Origin of the sequence: Streptomyces sp. BBFR51, from assembly GCF_044591655.1 — a bacterium.
Taxonomy (GTDB): Bacteria; Actinomycetota; Actinomycetes; order Streptomycetales; family Streptomycetaceae; genus Streptomyces.
Genome location: NZ_CP172448.1, coordinates 6489490 through 6505827, shown reverse-complemented (window position 1 = coordinate 6505827; position 16338 = coordinate 6489490). Strand labels below are relative to the sequence as shown.

Below are 16338 nucleotides of genomic sequence, written 5' to 3'. Positions count from 1 at the left end.
ATCACCTTGCCTCGGCCGTTGTCGCGCGCTTGGCAGAGCGCCGCTTCAACTCTCCGTACCAGGCGGTGAGGGCCCGGCCGAGGGGTCCGTCGATCATGTCGGCTGCCCGCCATGCCCGTTCGTGCTTGCCGTCCTTCCACAGCCGGTAGCTGCGTAGCGTCTCGGCCATCGCGTCCCAGCCGGGGTGGCCGGTCGCGTCGCGGGCCTCGACCTGGTCGAGCAGGGCGGTGAAGCCCGTCCAGGGCGTTCGCAGATCGGGCATGTGCGGGCTCGCCGAAAGCGAGGTCAACGCGTCCGCCTGTTCCGCGTGTTCGTCGTAGATGTGCAGCGAGCCGACGTGCAGATGGAACTCACCCAGTTCCGCGTCGAGCCACCCGGCGACCAGTTCGTGGAGCACGGTGTAGAAGAACACGTCGTACGGCATGCCGATCCACACGTCCTGGCCGCGCATCATGGTCGCCATGTGCAGGCGGCCGCCGCGCAGGTGGAACCGGAAGCCGAGGGTGCAAGGCACGTCCTTGTGGCCGGCGGCGTCCTGGGCCGGGTCGTAGAGCTGGATCAGGGCCCGCCGGGAGTCGGGGTCCTCCTGGAGGATCTCCACGACGCGGGCCAGTTGGTCCACCTTGCCGGCCCAGTTCCGCATCCTGGGTCCGTACGCACCGAGGAGGACGCCGTCGTCGGCGTACTGCCGCAGCCGTTCGTTGTAGTCGAAGATCCACGAGGCGTCGGATCCGGACAGGTGCCAGACCGTCTCGGCGACCGCGAAGGCCGGGTTGACGATCCGGGCCGGCGGTGCGTAAAGCAGGCGGGCGCGCGGCTGGGTGAGCATCAGGTGCACGTCACGGACTTCGCGGGTGGCCATGCCCCGGGGGCTGACCTTCTCGCCGGACTTCGCCAGCGTGACGGCGCCGGAGAACAACTCGGCCATGCTGTCGGCGGTGAGGCGTGTCATCGGACGGATGCTCCTTCGTCCTGGGGCGAGGCAGAGGCGCCCGCATCTTGGTGGATGGAACTGCGCGACCCGGTGGCGGATGCGGCGCGATCGGTGATGAAGCGAGCGATCCGAGCGGCGCTGTCGCCGCGCCACCGGCACACCGCGTCCAGGGCCGTCTGCGGGATGGGCGTGGGCGGCTCGCGCAGCGCGGAAAGCGCTTCGGCGACGCCACCGGCCTTGTGGCACCGGGTTGCGAGACCTTGACCGGCCAGGTCCAGCGTGCGTTCATCCGGCGGGCCGATTTCGAGGACTGGGACCCCGAGCAGCGCGGCTTCGATCCCGCACGTCGAGTACGCGCTCGCGAGGGCGTCAGCGCCGGCGAGGCTGCCTCGTGCACCGACCCGGGGATCGGCCACGGCGACGAGCGGTCCGCCATCCCGTTTCAAAAGAGAGGTGAAGGCATCGGCGCCCTGCGCCGGGTGTGGAGCGATGACGAGACCCCAGTCGCCGTCCGCCTTGCCGAGTCCGTCCAGGAGAAGGTCCGCATGGGACTTGAGGTGATCGGGGCTGAACGGCTGGCAGGCCCACACCGCTATCCGGGCGGGCGCGCGGCGGCCACCCGTAGCCAGCAACTTCTCCAGGTACCGCCGCTGCGCCTCGCGGCCCAGGTCGGCAAGTGCGTCGAAACGGGGCTGTCCGAGTACGTGTACCTCAGCGTCGGGGTGGCGCACCCACGCTCGTCCCAGAGCGAGGTCCCGTTCGCCCATGACGATGATGTCGCGGCTGTGCAGGGCCGGCCAGGCGGCCGATTCCGCCGTCCACGCCCCGTGCTGGACGTGGACCGAATTCGCGCCGCGTCGCTCGGCGGCGTGCGCGGCCAGCACGCCGAGAGGGCTGGTGTCGTTACTCAGAAGGACGGTGTGCGGCCTGGTCGTCGACAGCATGTCGTCGAGCCAGCTCTCTACCCGCCCCAGGGTCCGCCACGACGGCTGCGTGCAGCCCCCGCTGGTTTCCAGCAGTACGGACAAGAGCCGTACCAACCTTGCGAGTTGAACACCGTGGCCTGCAACGTGGACGACGTGTTCGTCGTCGGGCAGGTGCAGGTCCTCGACGGTGCCGGAGAGGGTGAAGAGGTCACTCGGCGCCGAGCGCAGTTCGATGCCTGTGACCGATCCCGCGGTGCACCGCTCTGCGGGATCGGTCGCGAGATCCAGCAGAAGGCTCATCTGTCCGTCGCGCGCCAGTTCGGTGAGAACCGGCCTCAGCGTGGCAGCGTGGCGGGAGGTCCAGGACAGCGCCAGGACGTCCTGCCGTCCGAGGTCTGCGGGGAGTGGGCTCGCTTCCTTGTTCACCGTGCCTGTCCGGGCGTGGTTGCGTAGCTGGGCGGAGCGGGTGGGGTTGTGCGGTGCCGCAGCCCCGAGCAGGTACGCGATGCCGGACCATGCCACGGTGTAGGCCAGGTACTCTCGCGAGCTGCTCGAACGCAGTCCCACGAGTCCCTCGTACGGGGCCAGAGCGAGAGGTCCCGGCGCCGAAGCGAACGGCTCCCAGGCGTTCAGCGCCAGGAGCTTGCGCACGATCTCGGCAACGAAGCGCCGCACGGGAACATGCTGGACGTGGAGCCAGCCGGCTCCACCCGGAGTGGAGGCGAACGAGGCGCCATAGCGGTAGAGGGAGGCCATGGCGCCTTCAACGCAGGCGCGCAGCTCCTGTCGGTCGACGGCCGTGGCTTCCAGCTCGGTGGTGTGGACGTGGTCGGTTCTCGCGTGCGCCAGGGCGCCGCTACCGACGAGAGCCCATGCCGACTTCCCGGCGAAGGCGGAGCGGACCAGGCCCAGACCACCGGTCGTGCGGGGACTCACACCATGCTCCCCTCGACGAGCTGCTCGGCGGGGCGGAGAAGGCGCAGCAGTTCCTTGGGCGAGGCGACCGTCTCGGGTGCGGGGGCTGTGGGCTGCCCGTATCCCCATCCAGCGTGGATGTAGGCGACCCCTGCCCGTGCGGCCGATTCCTGATCGACCGCCATGTCCCCCACGTACACGGCTGCGGCGGGATCGACTTCCAGATCGATCAGGGCGAGGAGGAGCGGATCTGGGGCCGGCTTCGTCCGGCCCGCTCCCGCCGGGGTGCGGACGGTCGCGAAGGGACATCCGAGACGCGCGAGGAGAGGGGCCGCGCGGTCGACGTGCTTGGACGTCACCACACCCAGCCGCCAGCCGGCGGCCACGAAGGCGTGGAGCATCTCGACGATGCCGGTGAACTCCTGCGCGAGATGCGCGTGGCCGACGGACTCCGCTTCGTACGTCCGGCGGACTGTCTCGGCGTCGGCCACGCCTAGTCGCTGCATGATGTCGCCGAATTCGCGCCCCAGGTGGCGCTCGTAGGCGTGAAACGGAAGGGTGACGCCATGCAGCTCTTGGACCCTCCGCCAAGCCGTCCGCATCACCGGACGGGTGTCGAGCAGGACGCCGTCGAGGTCAAGGAGAAGAGCGTGCGACGTGTTGTCGCTCGGCGTGGGCGGAGCTGATGGCGATTCCGGAGCGGGAACGGTCATGGTCGTCCTTCTCGTCAGGGGTGGCTGTCGCGCTTCAGAGAGCCGAAGCCGTTTTGAGTTCGCACTCGGGGTACTGGTCCGGGCCGTCGGCCTCCTCGAAGGCCGCGTTCCAGTGCGACAGGGTCTCTACGCTGCGTCCGGCGGTCCGTCACTCGACGACGAGGGCGACCCGTTCTCCGAGGCCGGCAGGCGAGAGCGCCGGTGGAAACGAGAGAGGTCGAAGCCGCTCCCCTGCACCTCGCCGGCCGGAACAGCGAAGAGGTCGAGCCCAACCTCGCTGGGCGGCCTCGGGGCGGCCTCCTGGATGCAGAGGAGCGCTTCGCCCTGCGCACGGTGCGGCAGGAACTGCGGCGCCCGGTCGGTGTGTCCCTCGAATGTCATGGTGAGCCCCCTGGTCAGGTGTATGTGAAGGTGATGGCGAGCACGGCACACACGGTGGTGACGAGGAGGATCTGGGCGCTGATCTGCCTCCAGCCCCAGCCCTTCTCGTCCATCCAGCGCAGCGGACGCCTTCAAGTCGGGGCGCTGGGCTCCTCGGAGATCACGAGGTGCACCAAAGCCTGGTACCGCTCGCCCAGGTGCTTGATCACGGCGTGGTATTCGTCGTCATCGGAACTGATGTTGTGCCGGTCGAGGACGATCACGCCCTCCGCAAAACCGTCTCGGATCTGTCGCTCGGCTTCCCTCCAGCCAGGGCGCTGCCAAGGGGGCGTGTAGACGCTCCGGCCGATACGGGAGCCAGGGAAGTACGTCGCGGGCACGGGGACCGCAACGTCGTGGAGCCGTGCACCTATCGCGTAACCGTGCTGCTCGGCCTCGGCCTGTAGGGTGCCCCAGTCCTCGTCCGGGTGGGCTCCCGGGCTCGGCACCAGGCTGTACGCCAGCAAGCGCAGCGGCTGGTCGGCGTTCCGACGAGTCCGCGTGCCGACGACCTCGCGATAGAAGTGCTGGCGGACCTTGTGAAGCTGGCCGGCGTGGGACTGGCGCTTCGAGGGCTGTAGGGCGCGGGGCCGCCTCGGGCGGCCCTTACTGGCAACCAGCCTTTCGCCATCTGCCTGCGTCTTCCGATCCAGGCCGCGGGCAGCCACGGGGCTCAACACGTCGGAGCCGAGTTCGGGGACGTCGCGCGACGACATGGGGGTGCCTCCGTAAGAGTGGGAATCACCGCATAGGTGGTCCGACCGCCGTCAGCCACGCCCCACCGAAGCGACACACGAGCGACTAGATGCAGCCCTCGTCCACTGTGATCGTCGGCACCTGCGCGTCGTCGCGTGGCCGGGACGATGCTGTCGTCGGTGACCGAGATCCGCAGCTCGTGGTTGTCGTACCGCAGTCGCAGCCGGACATCCCCAGAGCCGTGGGTGATCGCGTTGGTCACCAACTCCGAGACAACGAGCCGGGCGTCTTCTGCCGGGGCGTCCGGCAATGACCACTGCCTCAGCACCGTGGTCGTGGTTCGTCTCGCTTGAGCGACGTGAATACCCGCCGGCTCCATGACCATCTCGAAGACACGAGACGTAAGCGGGCACGCAGCAGGCGTGGGGCCGGCGGTGGTCCCGGCGTCATCACTCCTGGATCGGGGTGGCGTTGCTGCCCGGTGCGTGGTCATGCGCCCATCGCACCGCGCCTCCGTGATCCGGAACAGGGGAAACTCGAGGGGGAAAACCTTTGTCAAGGGGGGAAAATAAGAGGGGAGTTGGGGCCAGAATTGGATGACCCCCACCGATAGAGGTCAGACTCGTGGCAGTAGATCCGTTTGCCGAGCTACTCCGTCGCCTGCGGCTTAACGCGAACCGGACGCAGGACGAACAGGCACAGGCGATCAACGCCGCCTCCGGCCGGGCAACGATGACTCGCCGAGAGGTCGGTCGGTACGAAAGAGGTGACAACGTCCCCACGGACCACACACTGGGGAACATCGCTTTGGCCTGCGGCATCCCGCTGGAGCCGCTGCTGCGCGAGGCGAAAGCCGCCCGAGCCAGGCGGCGAGAGAGGAACAAGGCTGAAGGGGAGGACCTGGACGACGTGAAGCGCCGAACGCTGCTGGGAGGCGCCGTCGTCGGCGCAGCTACGGCCGCTGAGCCGTGGGGCCGACTCGCCTACGCACTCAGCAGGGGTGCCAAGATCGACCCTGAGTCGGCGGGTGTCCTCATTGATCATGCGGCCCGGTTGCATGTGGACGAACTGAGCGAAAGCGCACGCAGTCTGCAGGCTAGGGTCGAGTCACACCTGGACGCGATCACCGCGGCCCTCCCCCGTGCCGGCACCCATGAGCGAGCACTGACCATCGCGGCGGGAGAAACCGCAGCTCTTGCCGGGTGGGTTGCCTGGGATCTTGGGGAGCACGACAAGGCAGCCGCCTATTACGGGGTGACCTCGGAGTGCGCGAAGAAGGCCGGGCACCCCCCTCTGCGCGCCCTGGCACTGGGCTACGCGAGCTACGGCGCCCCCAGCCCTGCGAAGGCGCTGGAGATGCTGTCACAGGCAGCTCAGGATGTGCGCGGGCGTGGCAACGCAACCGCTGCAGCGTGGGCCCTGGGCCGGTACGCGGAGGAAGCGGCCCAGTCAGGGGATGACGCCGGCGCTCTCCGAGCCCTGGAGCAGGCGATATTCGCTTACGACTTCGCCGACCACAGGAGTGAGCAGGCGTGGGTCCGCTTCGTGACGCCGTACCGGATGGACTCACTGGCGCTCTCGGTATACGGCGAACTCAAGCGCCAAGAGCTGACGGCCACAGCCGACTCCGCGGTCGAGCGCCTCGGTGAAGAACTGCCCGACTCCGGAGTGGTGGTCCTCGGGGACCTGGCGTCGGCACTTCTACGGGGCGGCGACGTAGACCGCGGAGCCTGCGTCGCGCACCAGTTCGCAGCAGCAGCCGAGTCCAAGCCCAACACCATGGGACGTCAGCGGGCGCAGGCCATCGCTGCCGGACTCCCTGACACGGAGCACGATCTGACCGGCCACCTGCTGACATTCGCGTCGTCGTGAACCGCAGCATCGTGGGGGCTCGCTTGAGGGCAAGGCCTTGGGTGGCGCGCCCTACTGCGGGCGCGTCTCGTCGACCACCCATGTCAGGTACGCCTCCGACCCTCCGGTCACGGGCAGCGTGACCCACTGGGGGACGTCATACGGGTGCTTCTCGTGCAGCCACGCCTCCAGGGCCGGGAGGCGGTCCGACGAGGTCATGTACGAGATGCGCCACTCCTGAGCCTCTTCGACCTTCCCCTTCCACCAGTAGAAGGCGGTGATGGGTGCATCGATGTGAACGCCCGCCGCCAGCCTGCTCTCAACCGCGCCTCGGGCGAGAGCCTTCGCCTGGTCTTCGTCGTCACTGGTCGTCTGCGCGATCACGATCTCGTGGTCCATGCGGCTACCTCTCCAGCTCGGGTACGGCGACCCTATCCAGATGTCCGAGGCAGACCGACGGTGGTAGTCGCCGGGAGAGCTGGGCGAAATCATCGTCCGCACCGGTCATCTCTACAGCGCTCCGTGATCGCGTGAGAGGAGCGCCGTTTTGGCATGACGGTGAAGGTGCGCTCGCCCAACGGCTTCGTGTGCTGCGTAGGCCTGAACCGGTCACTGGCGGAGGAGTAGTGATGGCCACCACGGTCTCCGACACAGCCGAGGTGGAACTCGCCATCGGCGGCTTGACCTGCGCCTCGTGCGCCGCCCGGATCGAGAAGAAGCTCAACCGGATGGACGGGGTCACCGCGACCGTCAACTACGCCACCGAGACGGCCTCGTCGTTGGCAACTCCCTGCGCCTGCGAGGCTTCAAGGCCGCGAGCTGAGCACACCGCCCCGCGCCGGCACCCGGTTGTTTACCCAGCGTGATCTGCACGCGCAGATGCCGAGTCTGCGTCGAGGCGTGACGACGTTGCGAGCGGGCGGGCGACGAACTGCTCGCCGGTCTGGGCTGACCAAAGACAGCACGCCGCTACGGCACTACGACGCCGGGCGGCCCCGGATTCGAAGGCCGCCTGGTGTCGTAGTGGCGGTGTGGGTCAGTGGTAGGCGTGGACGACGGCGTGGCCTTTGCCGCGGCCGATCATCCACTTGTTGACCGGCGTGGTGATCACGAAGGCCACGGCGAAGCCGCCGAGCAGGGCGTACCAGAAGAGTCCGTCCGACAAGTGCGCGTCCATCGCGCCTGGTACGAGGGCGATGATGCCGTTGTCGACCAGTTCCATCACGGCGATGGAGACGGTGTCGGCGGCCAGCGCGACCTTGATCGCCGCCTTCAGGGACACCCCCGCGCGTACCACCGCGAAGAGGGTGAAGGAGTAACCGAAGACGAAGGCCAGGGTGATCGCGAGGATCATGGTCGGCGCGTTGCCCCACATCAGGGCGGTACCGATCACCATGCCGAGGATCTCGCCGATGGCGCACCCGGTGAGGCAGTGCAGCGTCGCCTTCATCGCCGTCGGCCAGGTCGTGCCGTGCGCTTGATCACCGTGGTGATCGCCGTGGCCGCCCGCGGACGAGGCGTGGGCGTGCGCGGTACCGGAGTGGTGCGTGGTGTGGTCCATGACCCTCATCCCCATTCGATGCCCCGCAAGGCCCCTGCGGCTCTGCAACACCGAACCATATACCCCATAGGGGTATGCAGCCAGGGTCAGGAGTGATCCGAACCAATTGCCGGACGATGAAGAAGCACCCACGTGCGCCCACCGTCAACGGACTCGTAGACGACATCGCCACTGTCCGACGCCAGCAGACGCTGAGAGGTCACCGCCGTCAGCACCCTCCCCTCACCGCCCGCGGGCAGGCGGCCCTTCTCCGTCCATGTCCGCCCGTCGCGGCTGGCGACGACCCGGCCGTCAGCCGTGAGCGCCAGCAACCTGCCGGGTTCCGGTTCCTCCACTGCCACCAGGCCGGGCGACGAAGGGACCGGACGGAAGGTCCGTGCGCCATCGTCACTGCGCGACAGGCCGGTGCCGGTGGCCGCCCACACGGTGGTCGCGCTGTCTGGGTGAGAGGCGAGGTCGAGCGCCGCCACGTCCGCGCGCTTGGCCCACTTGGGGCCCCCGTCGGTGCTGGCCCACACCCGCTCGCTCTGGCTGTCGAACCCGTACAGCACCTCACCGGCGTTCTCGAGCGCGTGGAAGTCGGCCTCGCCTTCGGCGGAGAGGGTCTGCCAGGTGCGGCCGGCGTCCGTGCTTTGGATCAGGCCCAGGTGCGCGGGCCGTGTGCCGGATTCGGCGGGGTCGGGGTGACCGCTGGCCAGGAACGTGGCCGGACCGGTCACGGTGAAGCCCATGGTGTCCTGATAGCGGTCGGCCACCCGGGTGGCAGTGCCGCCATCCAGGCGGAAGACGCCGTGGTGCCCGGCGGCGTAGACCGCGCCGTCGGCTGGATCGACGCCCAGCCCGTGCAGATGGCCGGTCCCAGGGTCGGGTGCGGCGCCGTCCCGGCCGGTCTCGGCGGTGGTGTCGGTGGCGGAGCAGGCAGCGAGTAGCAGGCCGGCAGCCGCGAGCAGGATCAGGGCACGCGGGCGGCGCCGCGGTATGCGAGTCATGGTGTGAGGTCCAAGCGGGGAGAAGGGACGACAGGAAGGCAGGTCGGTGTGGGGCGGGCACCGATGGTGCCCGCCCCACGCCGACGCGATGGGGTCAGTCCTTGCCGAGCAGTTCGTTCATCTGCTCGATCTCCACGCTCTGCGAGTCGATGATCTCTCCGGCCATCTTCTTGGCCGGTCCGTATGTGCCGTCGGCCTGCTCGGTCTTCGCCATGTCGACCGCGCCTTCGTGATGCTTGATCATCATTTCCATGAAGGCGGTGTCGAAGGCCTTGCCCGAGGCGTTCTCGAGCCCGGTCATCTCCTCTGTCGTCATCATGCCGCCCATGTCGTGCATGGAGTGGTCCATGGCACCCTCGGCGGGCACGTCCTCGCCCCACGAGGTCAGCCAGCCGGAGAGCGTCTTGATCTCCGGGTCCTGGGCCTTCTTGATGTCGACGGCGAGCTTCTTCACCTCGGCCGACTGCGCACGGTCGGGCGCGAGGTCGGCCATCTCGACGGCCTGGCGGTGGTGGGGGATCATCCCCTTCGCGAAGGCGACGTCGGCAGCGTTGTGCTGCCCCTGTGACGCGGACGCAGATGCCGGGGCGGACGAGGAGGCGGTAGCGGCGTGGCCGCCGTGTCCGGCCGAGCTGTCATCGTCGCCGTTGCCGCCGCAGGCGGCCAGGACGAGTGCTGCCGCGCCTGCGGCGGCTACGGCGGCAGTGCGGCGCATGAGAGAACGCTTGCGGATCATGGTGGTGCAACTCCTTGACGCGCGCCGTCGCGCGGCACGCGGTGGGAACGGATGTAGAGCGTGCGAAAGCACGGCACCCGTCACCGGCAAGGGCCGGGCGCACGGGAGCCGGGCGGGCCGCTCTATATCCGCAGGAGCTGCAGCTCGGAGAGGTCGGGCGGAGCCCGCCCGTCATGCGGCGCCCCCGGAGACGCCGCAGCGGGCGCGGGGGCCGCGGGCGCGTTCAGCAGGGCGCCGGTCAACACGGGCGGCGTGTACGCCGAACCGACGCCGGCCGCCGCACACGTCCCGTCGGCATGATCGAGATGGCTCGATCCGCCGTCCGTGTGCGTGCACCCCCCGTCCGCGTGCGGAACGCCGTCCGCCGCGGTCATCACCATCTCGTGGCTAGCACCTGCCTGTACCGCCGGTGTCGCACCGGGGGCGAGGCCGTGCATGCCCAGCACGCCGGCCAGTACCGCCAGCACCAGCAGCACGAACAGCCGCCCGGCCGGGCGGCTGCTTGATCGGGTGCTCATGGTCACGCACCCATCGTACGGGCCCTTCGCGAAAGCGCAGATGTGACTGCGCGATCGGCGGCTGTCCCCGCTCGTACGCCTCCGTGCACGTCTCTCGCCCAGCTGGTGCTGACGTTCACCCGATCCGGTGGTCAGCGGAACTCGCACTCACGGACAGCCAGGGGCCGCTGCAAGTCGCATTCGTGGACGTCCCAGCCGTCGCCCGGCCCCTGGCGCGCGTCAGCAGAGCCGCAGAGTGGCGATCTGCCGCAATGACCTTGCGCGTGTGAGCGATTACATTCCGTCCTGATGTCTGCCTGGTCAGTACTACCGAGCACTCGGCCCGCGAAGCCCACGGCGGCGCCGCTCGTCGTGCTGCTCGCCGTGCTGGTGCACCTGCTGGCCTGTGCGCACGGACCGGTGACGGCCGGGGTGGCAAGCGCAGACGCTGCGCACAGCGCGGGAGCGTTCTGCGGGCATACGCCGGGACCGGCCGGCGGGGGGATTGCGTCGCTGCAGAGCGCGCCGGCCCATGACCACCAGTCGCACTGCTGTGATCTGGACGGACCCACGGTTCAGCCCTCCCGCGACATCCCCCTTGCCGACGGCCCAGCCCTCCATGTTCTGCGCGTCGAACACGGCGCCCCGCCGTCGCCCCCACGGTCCGGCGCGCAGGCATCGGCTCCCGACCCGGGTTGCTCGTCCACCGGACATACGCGGTCCCGTCTCGGCGTGTGGCGGACCTGATCGACCAAGTACCGCGGCCTCGTCACCCGGCCGCGGCCCGGCAGCCGATCACCTCCGCCCCTCTAATCGCGGCCCGTTGCTTGTTCAGGCACCGGCCGCAGGAGAACCACGCCATGAATCGCCTGACCCGCATGTCTGTCCTGGCTGCGTCCGCGCAGCCTCTCCCTGCAACCGAGCGACTGACACACACCCCCGCCGGACTGGTCGGCAACACCCCCGTCCTCCGCATCGGAGCCCCGTTCACCCTCCCGGGACGCGGTTTCTGGGCCAAGATCGAGGGCCACAATCCGGGCGGCATCAAGGACCGCACCGCCCTGCACATGGTCCGCACCGCCCGCGAGCGCGGACAGCTCCTGCCCGGCGCCCGCATCGTCGAGTCCTCCTCCGGCACGCTCGGTCTCGGCCTGGCTCTCGCCGGCGCGACCTACGGCCACCCCGTCACCGTCGTCACCGATCCCGGCATGGAGCCCTTGATGACGGGACTCCTCACGGCGTACGGGGCCGTCGTGGACCTCGTCGACACCCCGCACGTCCGTGGAGGCTGGCAGCGCGCACGCCGGGACCGGGTCGAAGAGCTACTCGCCGACTGTCCCGGCGCTTGGTGCCCTGATCAGTACAACAACCCGGAGAACGTGGCCGCGTACGCTCCGCTCGCCCACGAACTCGTCGCTCAGCTGGGCCGGATCGACACCCTGGTCGTGTCCGTCGGTACGGGCGGCCACTCCGCCGGGATCGCCTCCGTCCTGCGCGGGTTCTTCCCTCACCTGCGGGTCGTGGGGGTGGACACCTGTGGCTCGACCATCTTCGGCCAGCCCGCCGCACCCCGTCTGATGCGGGGGCTGGGCAGCAGCATCCATCCACGCAACGTCGCCTACGACCTGTTCGACGAGGTGCACTGGGTGGCCGCGCCGGAAGCGGTGTGGTCGGCACGCAGGCTGGCCCGTGACCACTACGCCACCGGGGGCTGGAGCGTCGGCGCGGTCGCGCTCGTCGCCCGGTGGGCGGCTCGCACCCTGCCCGCGGACAACCGGACCGTCGCCGTCTTCCCCGACGGCCCGCAGCGGTACATCGGCACGGTCTTCGACGACGCCTACTGCGGTGAACACGGCCTGCTCGACGCCCTGCCCGCCGATGACCCGGAGGAGGTCGCCCGGCCGGGCGACCGGGTGGTTACCCGCTGGACGCGCTGCACCCGCGTCATCGACCCCCTGGCCACCGCCGGCGCCCAGGGCGCGGGAGACGAGACCGTAGGGGCTGCACGATGAAGCAACTGTGGCAGCAGTCCCGCTCGTTCCCGGCCCCGATCCGGCTGTTGATGGCCAACCAGTTCGCCATCAACCTCGCCTTCTACATGCTGATGCCCTACCTGGCCGCCCACCTGGCCGGCGGGCTCGGGCTGGCGGCCTGGGCCGTCGGACTCGTCCTGGGCGTACGCAACTTCTCCCAGCAGGGCATGTTCCTCATCGGAGGCACCATCGCCGACCGCTACGGCTACAAGGCCCCGATCATGGTCGGCTGCCTGCTCCGCACCGTCGGCTTCGGCCTGCTCGGCTGGGTCGACAACCTGCCCACCCTCATCGCAGCATCGGCGGCCACCGGCTTCGCCGGCGCCCTGTTCAACCCTGCTGTACGCGCCTACCTGGCCGCCGAAGCCGGCGAACGGCGTGTGGACGCCTTCGCCACCTTCAACGTCTACTACCAGGCGGGCATGCTCCTCGGACCGCTGGTGGGCCTGGCTCTCCTGGCTGCGGACTTCCGGCTCGTCTGCACGGTCGCTGCCGCGATCTTCACCCTGCTGACCGTCCTGCAGTGGCGTGCCCTGCCGGCCCGCCGCGGCGAAACCCCCGGCGCGACGCCGGGCAGCGTGCTGACCCAGTGGCGCACCGTGGTGGCTAACCGGCCCTTCCTCCTCTTCGCCCTCGCGATGATCGGCTCCTACGTCCTCACCTTCCAGGTCTACCTGGCGCTGCCCCTGGCCGCAGCCGACGTCCTCGGAGACAAGGGCGCCTGGGCGACCAGCGGACTCTTCGTCGTTTCGGCCGCCGTCGCCGTGGTCGGGCAACTCCGCCTCACCGGCTGGGCGAAGCGACGCTGGACGCATGCTCAGGCCCTCGTCCGCGGACTCACCGCCATGGGGATGGCCTTCGTGCCGCTCGCACTGGCACCACCCGAAGCCCCCGCCGCCGTACTGACCGCCCTGGTCCTGGCCGTGGCTCTACTGGCCGTCGGCGGTGCCGTCGTTTATCCCTTCGAGATGGACACCGTGGTCACGCTCTCGGGCAATCGGCTCGTGGCGACCCACTACGGGCTGTACAACACCGTTTCGGGCCTTGGCATCACCCTCGGCAACCTCATCACCGGAGCCCTGTGGGACTTCGCCGAACGCGCGGACGCCCTCTGGCTGACGTGGTGTTCCTTGGCCGCGACCGGACTGGCCTGCGCGGCATCCGTCGCTGCCCTGGCACGCAGCGGGCGACTGATCGCACGGACAGAGGCACCACTCGCCCCCGCCTGAGGCGTGGACTCCCCCACGGGGCACCGATGGACCCGGCCGCCTCGCGCAGTGTGTGGATGTCCGGCACCGTGGCCGTAGCACTCGACGCCGGGTGACTGGGCGTGCCGACTGCCGTTTCCGGGTCCACGCCGCGTTGCGACTCGTGCCCTTCGAGACTGCGTATGCCGCCGGGGGGTACCCCACGCTTCGGGCGCGGCGGGAACGGAGCGGCAGATGTGTACGACGCAGAGTGCGGGCGGCAGAGCGCCCTCCAACGGGCGCTCCGGTGCAGGGGCGACGGGGCGTGAGACGCGCCTCCCTGGTGGTGGCATCCGGTGAGCGGCATCACTGCCGCACTGTCCTTGCTGGGCCTGGCTCTGCTGGCGGTGGCCGGAGCGTACGGAGCGGCCTGGGCGCTTCGGATCCCGTCCGCTCCGCTGCCCGCTCAGCCGTTCGGGTCGGGACTGGAGCCGACGGAACACGCGGTCAGCCGTTTCCACATGCGCTGGTACACGGTGACGATGCTCTTCCTCGCCTTCGACATGGAGATGGTCTTCATGTACCCGTGGACGCTGGTGATCTCCGTGATGGGGCCCAGCGCGGTGATCGAGATGTTCGTCTTCCTCGCCGTCCTGCTCGCAGGTGTGGTCTACGCATGGCGTGAAGGAGTATTGCGGTGGGCCTGACCGCCGTCCTGACCCGCGCAGCGGCCCTCCGGCCACGCGTCCTGCTGGTGACCACGCCGGGCGGTACGCCGGTGAGGCTGGCCGCGGAGAAGGAGTTGCGGTCGCGGGACTGGCCGTCGGCGTCGACCCCGGCCGGAGCCGACTTGATGCTGGTGGCGGGGCCCGACTGCTCGCGGTTGCATCCGGCGCTGGACCGGTTGTGGCAGGACATGCCTCGGCCGCGGGTGCGGGTGCGGGCGGTCGCGGCCGACGAGGTGGCATCGGTTCTCGAGGCCAGCCGCGCCCGGCTGGGCAAGCCGAAGCTCACGTGGCATCACGACGACGGTCCGAAGGGCGGTGGTCATGGCGGGGAGCACGACAGTCACGGCAGCACGGGTCACGGGCGCAGCGACGATGACCACACCGGTCCCGACGTTCACGGTCACACCGATCACGGTCATGGCGACATAGAGGTGCCGGGCGGGCTGGCCATGGCCGAACAGGGGGAGGACCGTGACGGTCTGACGCTGGACCGCCTGCATGTGCCGTTGGGCCCGTTCCTGGCCGACTGGCCCGCCGGTCTGACCCTTCGCGTGGTGCTTCAAGGTGACCTCATCCAGCGGGCCGACCTCGACGAGCCGCCCGTCGGCAAGCCGGGCGACCCGTTCTGGAGCCGGCCGTGGCTGCGGGCCGCCACGGGCGAGCTGGTGGTCGTGGGGGAGGCATCCCGGCGGCGGGCGGCGGCGCACCTGGACACTCTGGGCCGGCTGTTGTCGGTGGCGGGCTGGCCCGCCGAGGCGGTGACGGCCCGGCGACTGCGCGACGACCTACTGGAGGAGGCGCCCGCGTCGGCGGTCCTGCCCCGGGTGGAGCGCTTCGCCCGGCGGGTCGGGCGGTCACGGACCCTGTACTGGCTGACGCGAGGCGTCGGCCTGCTGAGTGCGGACGACGCCCGAGCCGCCGGTGTCACCGGTCCCGCCGTACGGGCGGTCGGCGGGGACGTACCGGCCCGCTACCGGCAGTGGCTCACCGATGTCGTGCACGACGTAAGCCAGTTGGACGCGACTGCCGTCCTCGTTCCGGCCGCCCAGGAAAGCCCGCGCGGCCGGTGGGACGCCGAACGCCCGCCGTCGGCCGCCCTGGCGAGGCTGCTTCCCCGCCTGCTGGTGGGAGCCGAACTGGGCGCGGCCCGTCTCATCGTCGCCAGCCTCGACCCGGACCCGGACGAACTGACCGCGTGTCGGCCGGCGGTGGCCCGTGGCTGAGACGGGGACGTGGTGGGCGCTGCTGGTAGCCCCGGCGATGCTGCTCGGCTTCGCGGTGCTGGCGGTGGCGGCCGACGCGGCACTGGACGCCCGGAACGCGGGCCGACGGATCACAGTCGGCACCGCTGTACGGCCGCTGCTCGCCGTGCCAAGGGCGTTGCTGGCGCAGCCCCGGCGGTTGCCCGCGCCGGACCGGCTGCTGTGGCGGGCAGGCCTGATCACCGTACCGGTGGCCGCGGTGCTGTCCACGCTCGTCATCCCGTTCGGCGACCACGTCGTCGCCGACCTTTCGGTCGGGGTGGTGTGGTTCAACGCCATGGAGGTGCTGACCTGGGCCGGGCTGTGGCTGTCCGGCTGGGGCCCGAACGCCGCGTTCTCCCTGGTCGGCGGTTACCGCTTCCTCGCCCAGGGCCTGGCCTACGAGCTGCCGCTGATGTTTGCGCTGATCTCGGCCGCCACGGGCGCCCAGTCCCTGCGGGTGACCGACATCGCCGCCGCCCAGCACGGCCTGTGGTACGCGGTGTGGATGCCGTTCGCCTTCGTCGTCTACCTGGCGGGTGTCCTGGCCTTCAGTTTCCTGGGTCCGTTCGCGTATCCGGCCGGGCCCGATGTCGCCGACGGCGTACTGGGGGAGACGAGTGGGGTGGACCGGCTGCTGCTGCAGGCCGGGCGGTGGCTGTGGCTGGCGGCCGGGGCGGCGATGGCGGTGCCGCTGTTCCTGGGCGGTGGTGCGGGGCCGGGGCTGCCGCCGTGGGCCTGGTCGCTGGTCAAGACGCTGCTGGTGCTGACGGTGCTGGTGTGGGTACTGCGGCGGCTGCCCATGGTCCGTGCCGACCGTTACGTCGAACTGGCCTGGGTGGTGCTCCTGCCGCTGTCCGTCCTCCAGGCACTGGTGCCGGCCCTGGTCAGTCTCAGCCACTAGGAAGGGA

Annotated in this window: 16 protein-coding genes and 1 pseudogene; 7 read left to right on the top strand and 10 right to left on the bottom strand. The window is 70.0% G+C overall.

What is annotated here, in order from left to right:
* Position 1: 1 nt before the first annotated feature.
* The 5 genes from ACGH7X_RS29755 to ACGH7X_RS29735 all read right to left on the bottom strand — a co-directional run bounded on the left by ACGH7X_RS29755 (position 2) and on the right by ACGH7X_RS29735 (position 4983).
* The gene (locus tag ACGH7X_RS29755; protein ID WP_399890543.1) at positions 2-952 is read right to left on the bottom strand and encodes a thymidylate synthase; all 951 of its coding nucleotides are present in this window, start codon (positions 950-952) and stop codon (positions 2-4) included.
* On the bottom strand, positions 949-2796 hold the full coding sequence (locus ACGH7X_RS29750) for a hypothetical protein (RefSeq protein WP_399890540.1): 1848 nt from the start codon (positions 2794-2796) through the stop codon (positions 949-951). Before ACGH7X_RS29750 ends, ACGH7X_RS29755 begins: the two co-directional genes overlap by 4 nt.
* Positions 2793-3488, bottom strand: coding sequence for an HAD family hydrolase (locus ACGH7X_RS29745; RefSeq protein ID WP_399890537.1), 696 nt, complete (start codon positions 3486-3488; stop codon positions 2793-2795). The genes ACGH7X_RS29750 and ACGH7X_RS29745 overlap by 4 nt, the downstream gene beginning before the upstream one ends.
* 512 nt (positions 3489-4000) lie before the next feature.
* The gene (locus tag ACGH7X_RS29740) at positions 4001-4624 is read right to left on the bottom strand and encodes a hypothetical protein (RefSeq protein WP_399890534.1); all 624 of its coding nucleotides are present in this window, start codon (positions 4622-4624) and stop codon (positions 4001-4003) included.
* A complete protein-coding gene (locus ACGH7X_RS29735) occupies positions 4582-4983 on the bottom strand; it encodes an ATP-binding protein (RefSeq protein WP_399897425.1) in 402 nt (133 codons plus the stop codon). Before ACGH7X_RS29735 ends, ACGH7X_RS29740 begins: the two co-directional genes overlap by 43 nt.
* 245 nt (positions 4984-5228) lie before the next feature.
* Between ACGH7X_RS29735 and ACGH7X_RS29730 the strand changes: the two genes are divergently transcribed.
* The gene (locus tag ACGH7X_RS29730) at positions 5229-6476 is read left to right on the top strand and encodes a helix-turn-helix transcriptional regulator (protein WP_399890532.1); all 1248 of its coding nucleotides are present in this window, start codon (positions 5229-5231) and stop codon (positions 6474-6476) included.
* A 51-nt stretch (positions 6477-6527) separates the two neighbouring features.
* Here the strand turns inward: ACGH7X_RS29730 and cutA are convergent, their stop codons facing one another.
* Positions 6528-6854: a divalent-cation tolerance protein CutA gene (gene cutA / locus ACGH7X_RS29725; protein WP_399890529.1), complete on the bottom strand. Its 327-nt coding sequence runs from the start codon at positions 6852-6854 to the stop codon at positions 6528-6530.
* A gap of 230 nt (positions 6855-7084) precedes the next feature.
* On the opposite strand from cutA, the pseudogene ACGH7X_RS29720 reads away from it, so the two are divergent.
* Positions 7085-7228, top strand: a pseudogene (locus ACGH7X_RS29720) (cation transporter); the annotation flags it as partial.
* Positions 7229-7491: 263 nt separating this feature from the next.
* Here the strand turns inward: ACGH7X_RS29720 and ACGH7X_RS29715 are convergent.
* The 4 genes from ACGH7X_RS29715 to ACGH7X_RS29700 all read right to left on the bottom strand — a co-directional run bounded on the left by ACGH7X_RS29715 (position 7492) and on the right by ACGH7X_RS29700 (position 10265).
* Complete coding sequence (locus ACGH7X_RS29715) at positions 7492-8016, bottom strand: DUF4396 domain-containing protein (protein ID WP_399890527.1); 525 nt, start codon at positions 8014-8016, stop codon at positions 7492-7494.
* A gap of 86 nt (positions 8017-8102) precedes the next feature.
* Positions 8103-9005: a F510_1955 family glycosylhydrolase gene (locus tag ACGH7X_RS29710; RefSeq protein ID WP_399890524.1), complete on the bottom strand. Its 903-nt coding sequence runs from the start codon at positions 9003-9005 to the stop codon at positions 8103-8105.
* A 94-nt stretch (positions 9006-9099) separates the two neighbouring features.
* Positions 9100-9741, bottom strand: a complete 642-nt coding sequence (locus tag ACGH7X_RS29705; protein ID WP_399890522.1) for a DUF305 domain-containing protein — start codon at positions 9739-9741, stop codon at positions 9100-9102.
* A 122-nt stretch (positions 9742-9863) separates the two neighbouring features.
* Positions 9864-10265 carry a DUF6153 family protein gene (locus tag ACGH7X_RS29700; RefSeq protein WP_399890519.1) on the bottom strand — a complete coding sequence of 134 codons (402 nt, stop codon included), beginning with the start codon at positions 10263-10265 and terminating at the stop codon, positions 9864-9866.
* Between the two features lie 851 nt (positions 10266-11116).
* Here ACGH7X_RS29700 and ACGH7X_RS29695 point away from each other — a divergent pair.
* The 5 genes from ACGH7X_RS29695 (at position 11117) to ACGH7X_RS29675 (ending at position 16331) form a co-directional block, all read left to right on the top strand.
* The gene (locus ACGH7X_RS29695; RefSeq protein WP_399890516.1) at positions 11117-12250 is read left to right on the top strand and encodes a PLP-dependent cysteine synthase family protein; all 1134 of its coding nucleotides are present in this window, start codon (positions 11117-11119) and stop codon (positions 12248-12250) included.
* Positions 12247-13500, top strand: coding sequence for an MFS transporter (locus ACGH7X_RS29690; RefSeq protein WP_399890513.1), 1254 nt, complete (start codon positions 12247-12249; stop codon positions 13498-13500). Before ACGH7X_RS29695 ends, ACGH7X_RS29690 begins: the two co-directional genes overlap by 4 nt.
* Positions 13501-13814: 314 nt before the next feature.
* Positions 13815-14165: an NADH-quinone oxidoreductase subunit A gene (locus ACGH7X_RS29685; protein WP_399890511.1), complete on the top strand. Its 351-nt coding sequence runs from the start codon at positions 13815-13817 to the stop codon at positions 14163-14165.
* Complete coding sequence (locus tag ACGH7X_RS29680; RefSeq protein ID WP_399890509.1) at positions 14156-15409, top strand: hypothetical protein; 1254 nt, start codon at positions 14156-14158, stop codon at positions 15407-15409. Before ACGH7X_RS29685 ends, ACGH7X_RS29680 begins: the two co-directional genes overlap by 10 nt.
* The gene (locus ACGH7X_RS29675; protein WP_399890507.1) at positions 15402-16331 is read left to right on the top strand and encodes an NADH-quinone oxidoreductase subunit H; all 930 of its coding nucleotides are present in this window, start codon (positions 15402-15404) and stop codon (positions 16329-16331) included. The genes ACGH7X_RS29680 and ACGH7X_RS29675 overlap by 8 nt, the downstream gene beginning before the upstream one ends.
* The last annotated feature ends 7 nt before the right edge of the window (positions 16332-16338 follow it).

Bases quoted from the DNA above. Each gene is read 5' to 3' on its own strand.
- ACGH7X_RS29755 (WP_399890543.1), bottom strand. From the start codon at position 952: ATGACACGCCTCACCGCCGACAGCATGGCCGAGTTGTTCTCCGGCGCC.
- ACGH7X_RS29745 (WP_399890537.1), bottom strand. From the start codon at position 3,488: ATGACCGTTCCCGCTCCGGAATCGCCATCAGCTCCGCCCACGCCGAGC.
- ACGH7X_RS29740 (WP_399890534.1), bottom strand. From the start codon at position 4,624: ATGTCGTCGCGCGACGTCCCCGAACTCGGCTCCGACGTGTTGAGCCCC.
- ACGH7X_RS29735 (WP_399897425.1), bottom strand. From the start codon at position 4,983: ATGGAGCCGGCGGGTATTCACGTCGCTCAAGCGAGACGAACCACGACC.
- cutA (WP_399890529.1), bottom strand. From the start codon at position 6,854: ATGGACCACGAGATCGTGATCGCGCAGACGACCAGTGACGACGAAGAC.
- ACGH7X_RS29715 (WP_399890527.1), bottom strand. From the start codon at position 8,016: ATGGACCACACCACGCACCACTCCGGTACCGCGCACGCCCACGCCTCG.
- ACGH7X_RS29710 (WP_399890524.1), bottom strand. From the start codon at position 9,005: ATGACTCGCATACCGCGGCGCCGCCCGCGTGCCCTGATCCTGCTCGCG.
- ACGH7X_RS29705 (WP_399890522.1), bottom strand. From the start codon at position 9,741: ATGATCCGCAAGCGTTCTCTCATGCGCCGCACTGCCGCCGTAGCCGCC.
- ACGH7X_RS29695 (WP_399890516.1), top strand. From the start codon at position 11,117: ATGTCTGTCCTGGCTGCGTCCGCGCAGCCTCTCCCTGCAACCGAGCGA.
- ACGH7X_RS29690 (WP_399890513.1), top strand. From the start codon at position 12,247: ATGAAGCAACTGTGGCAGCAGTCCCGCTCGTTCCCGGCCCCGATCCGG.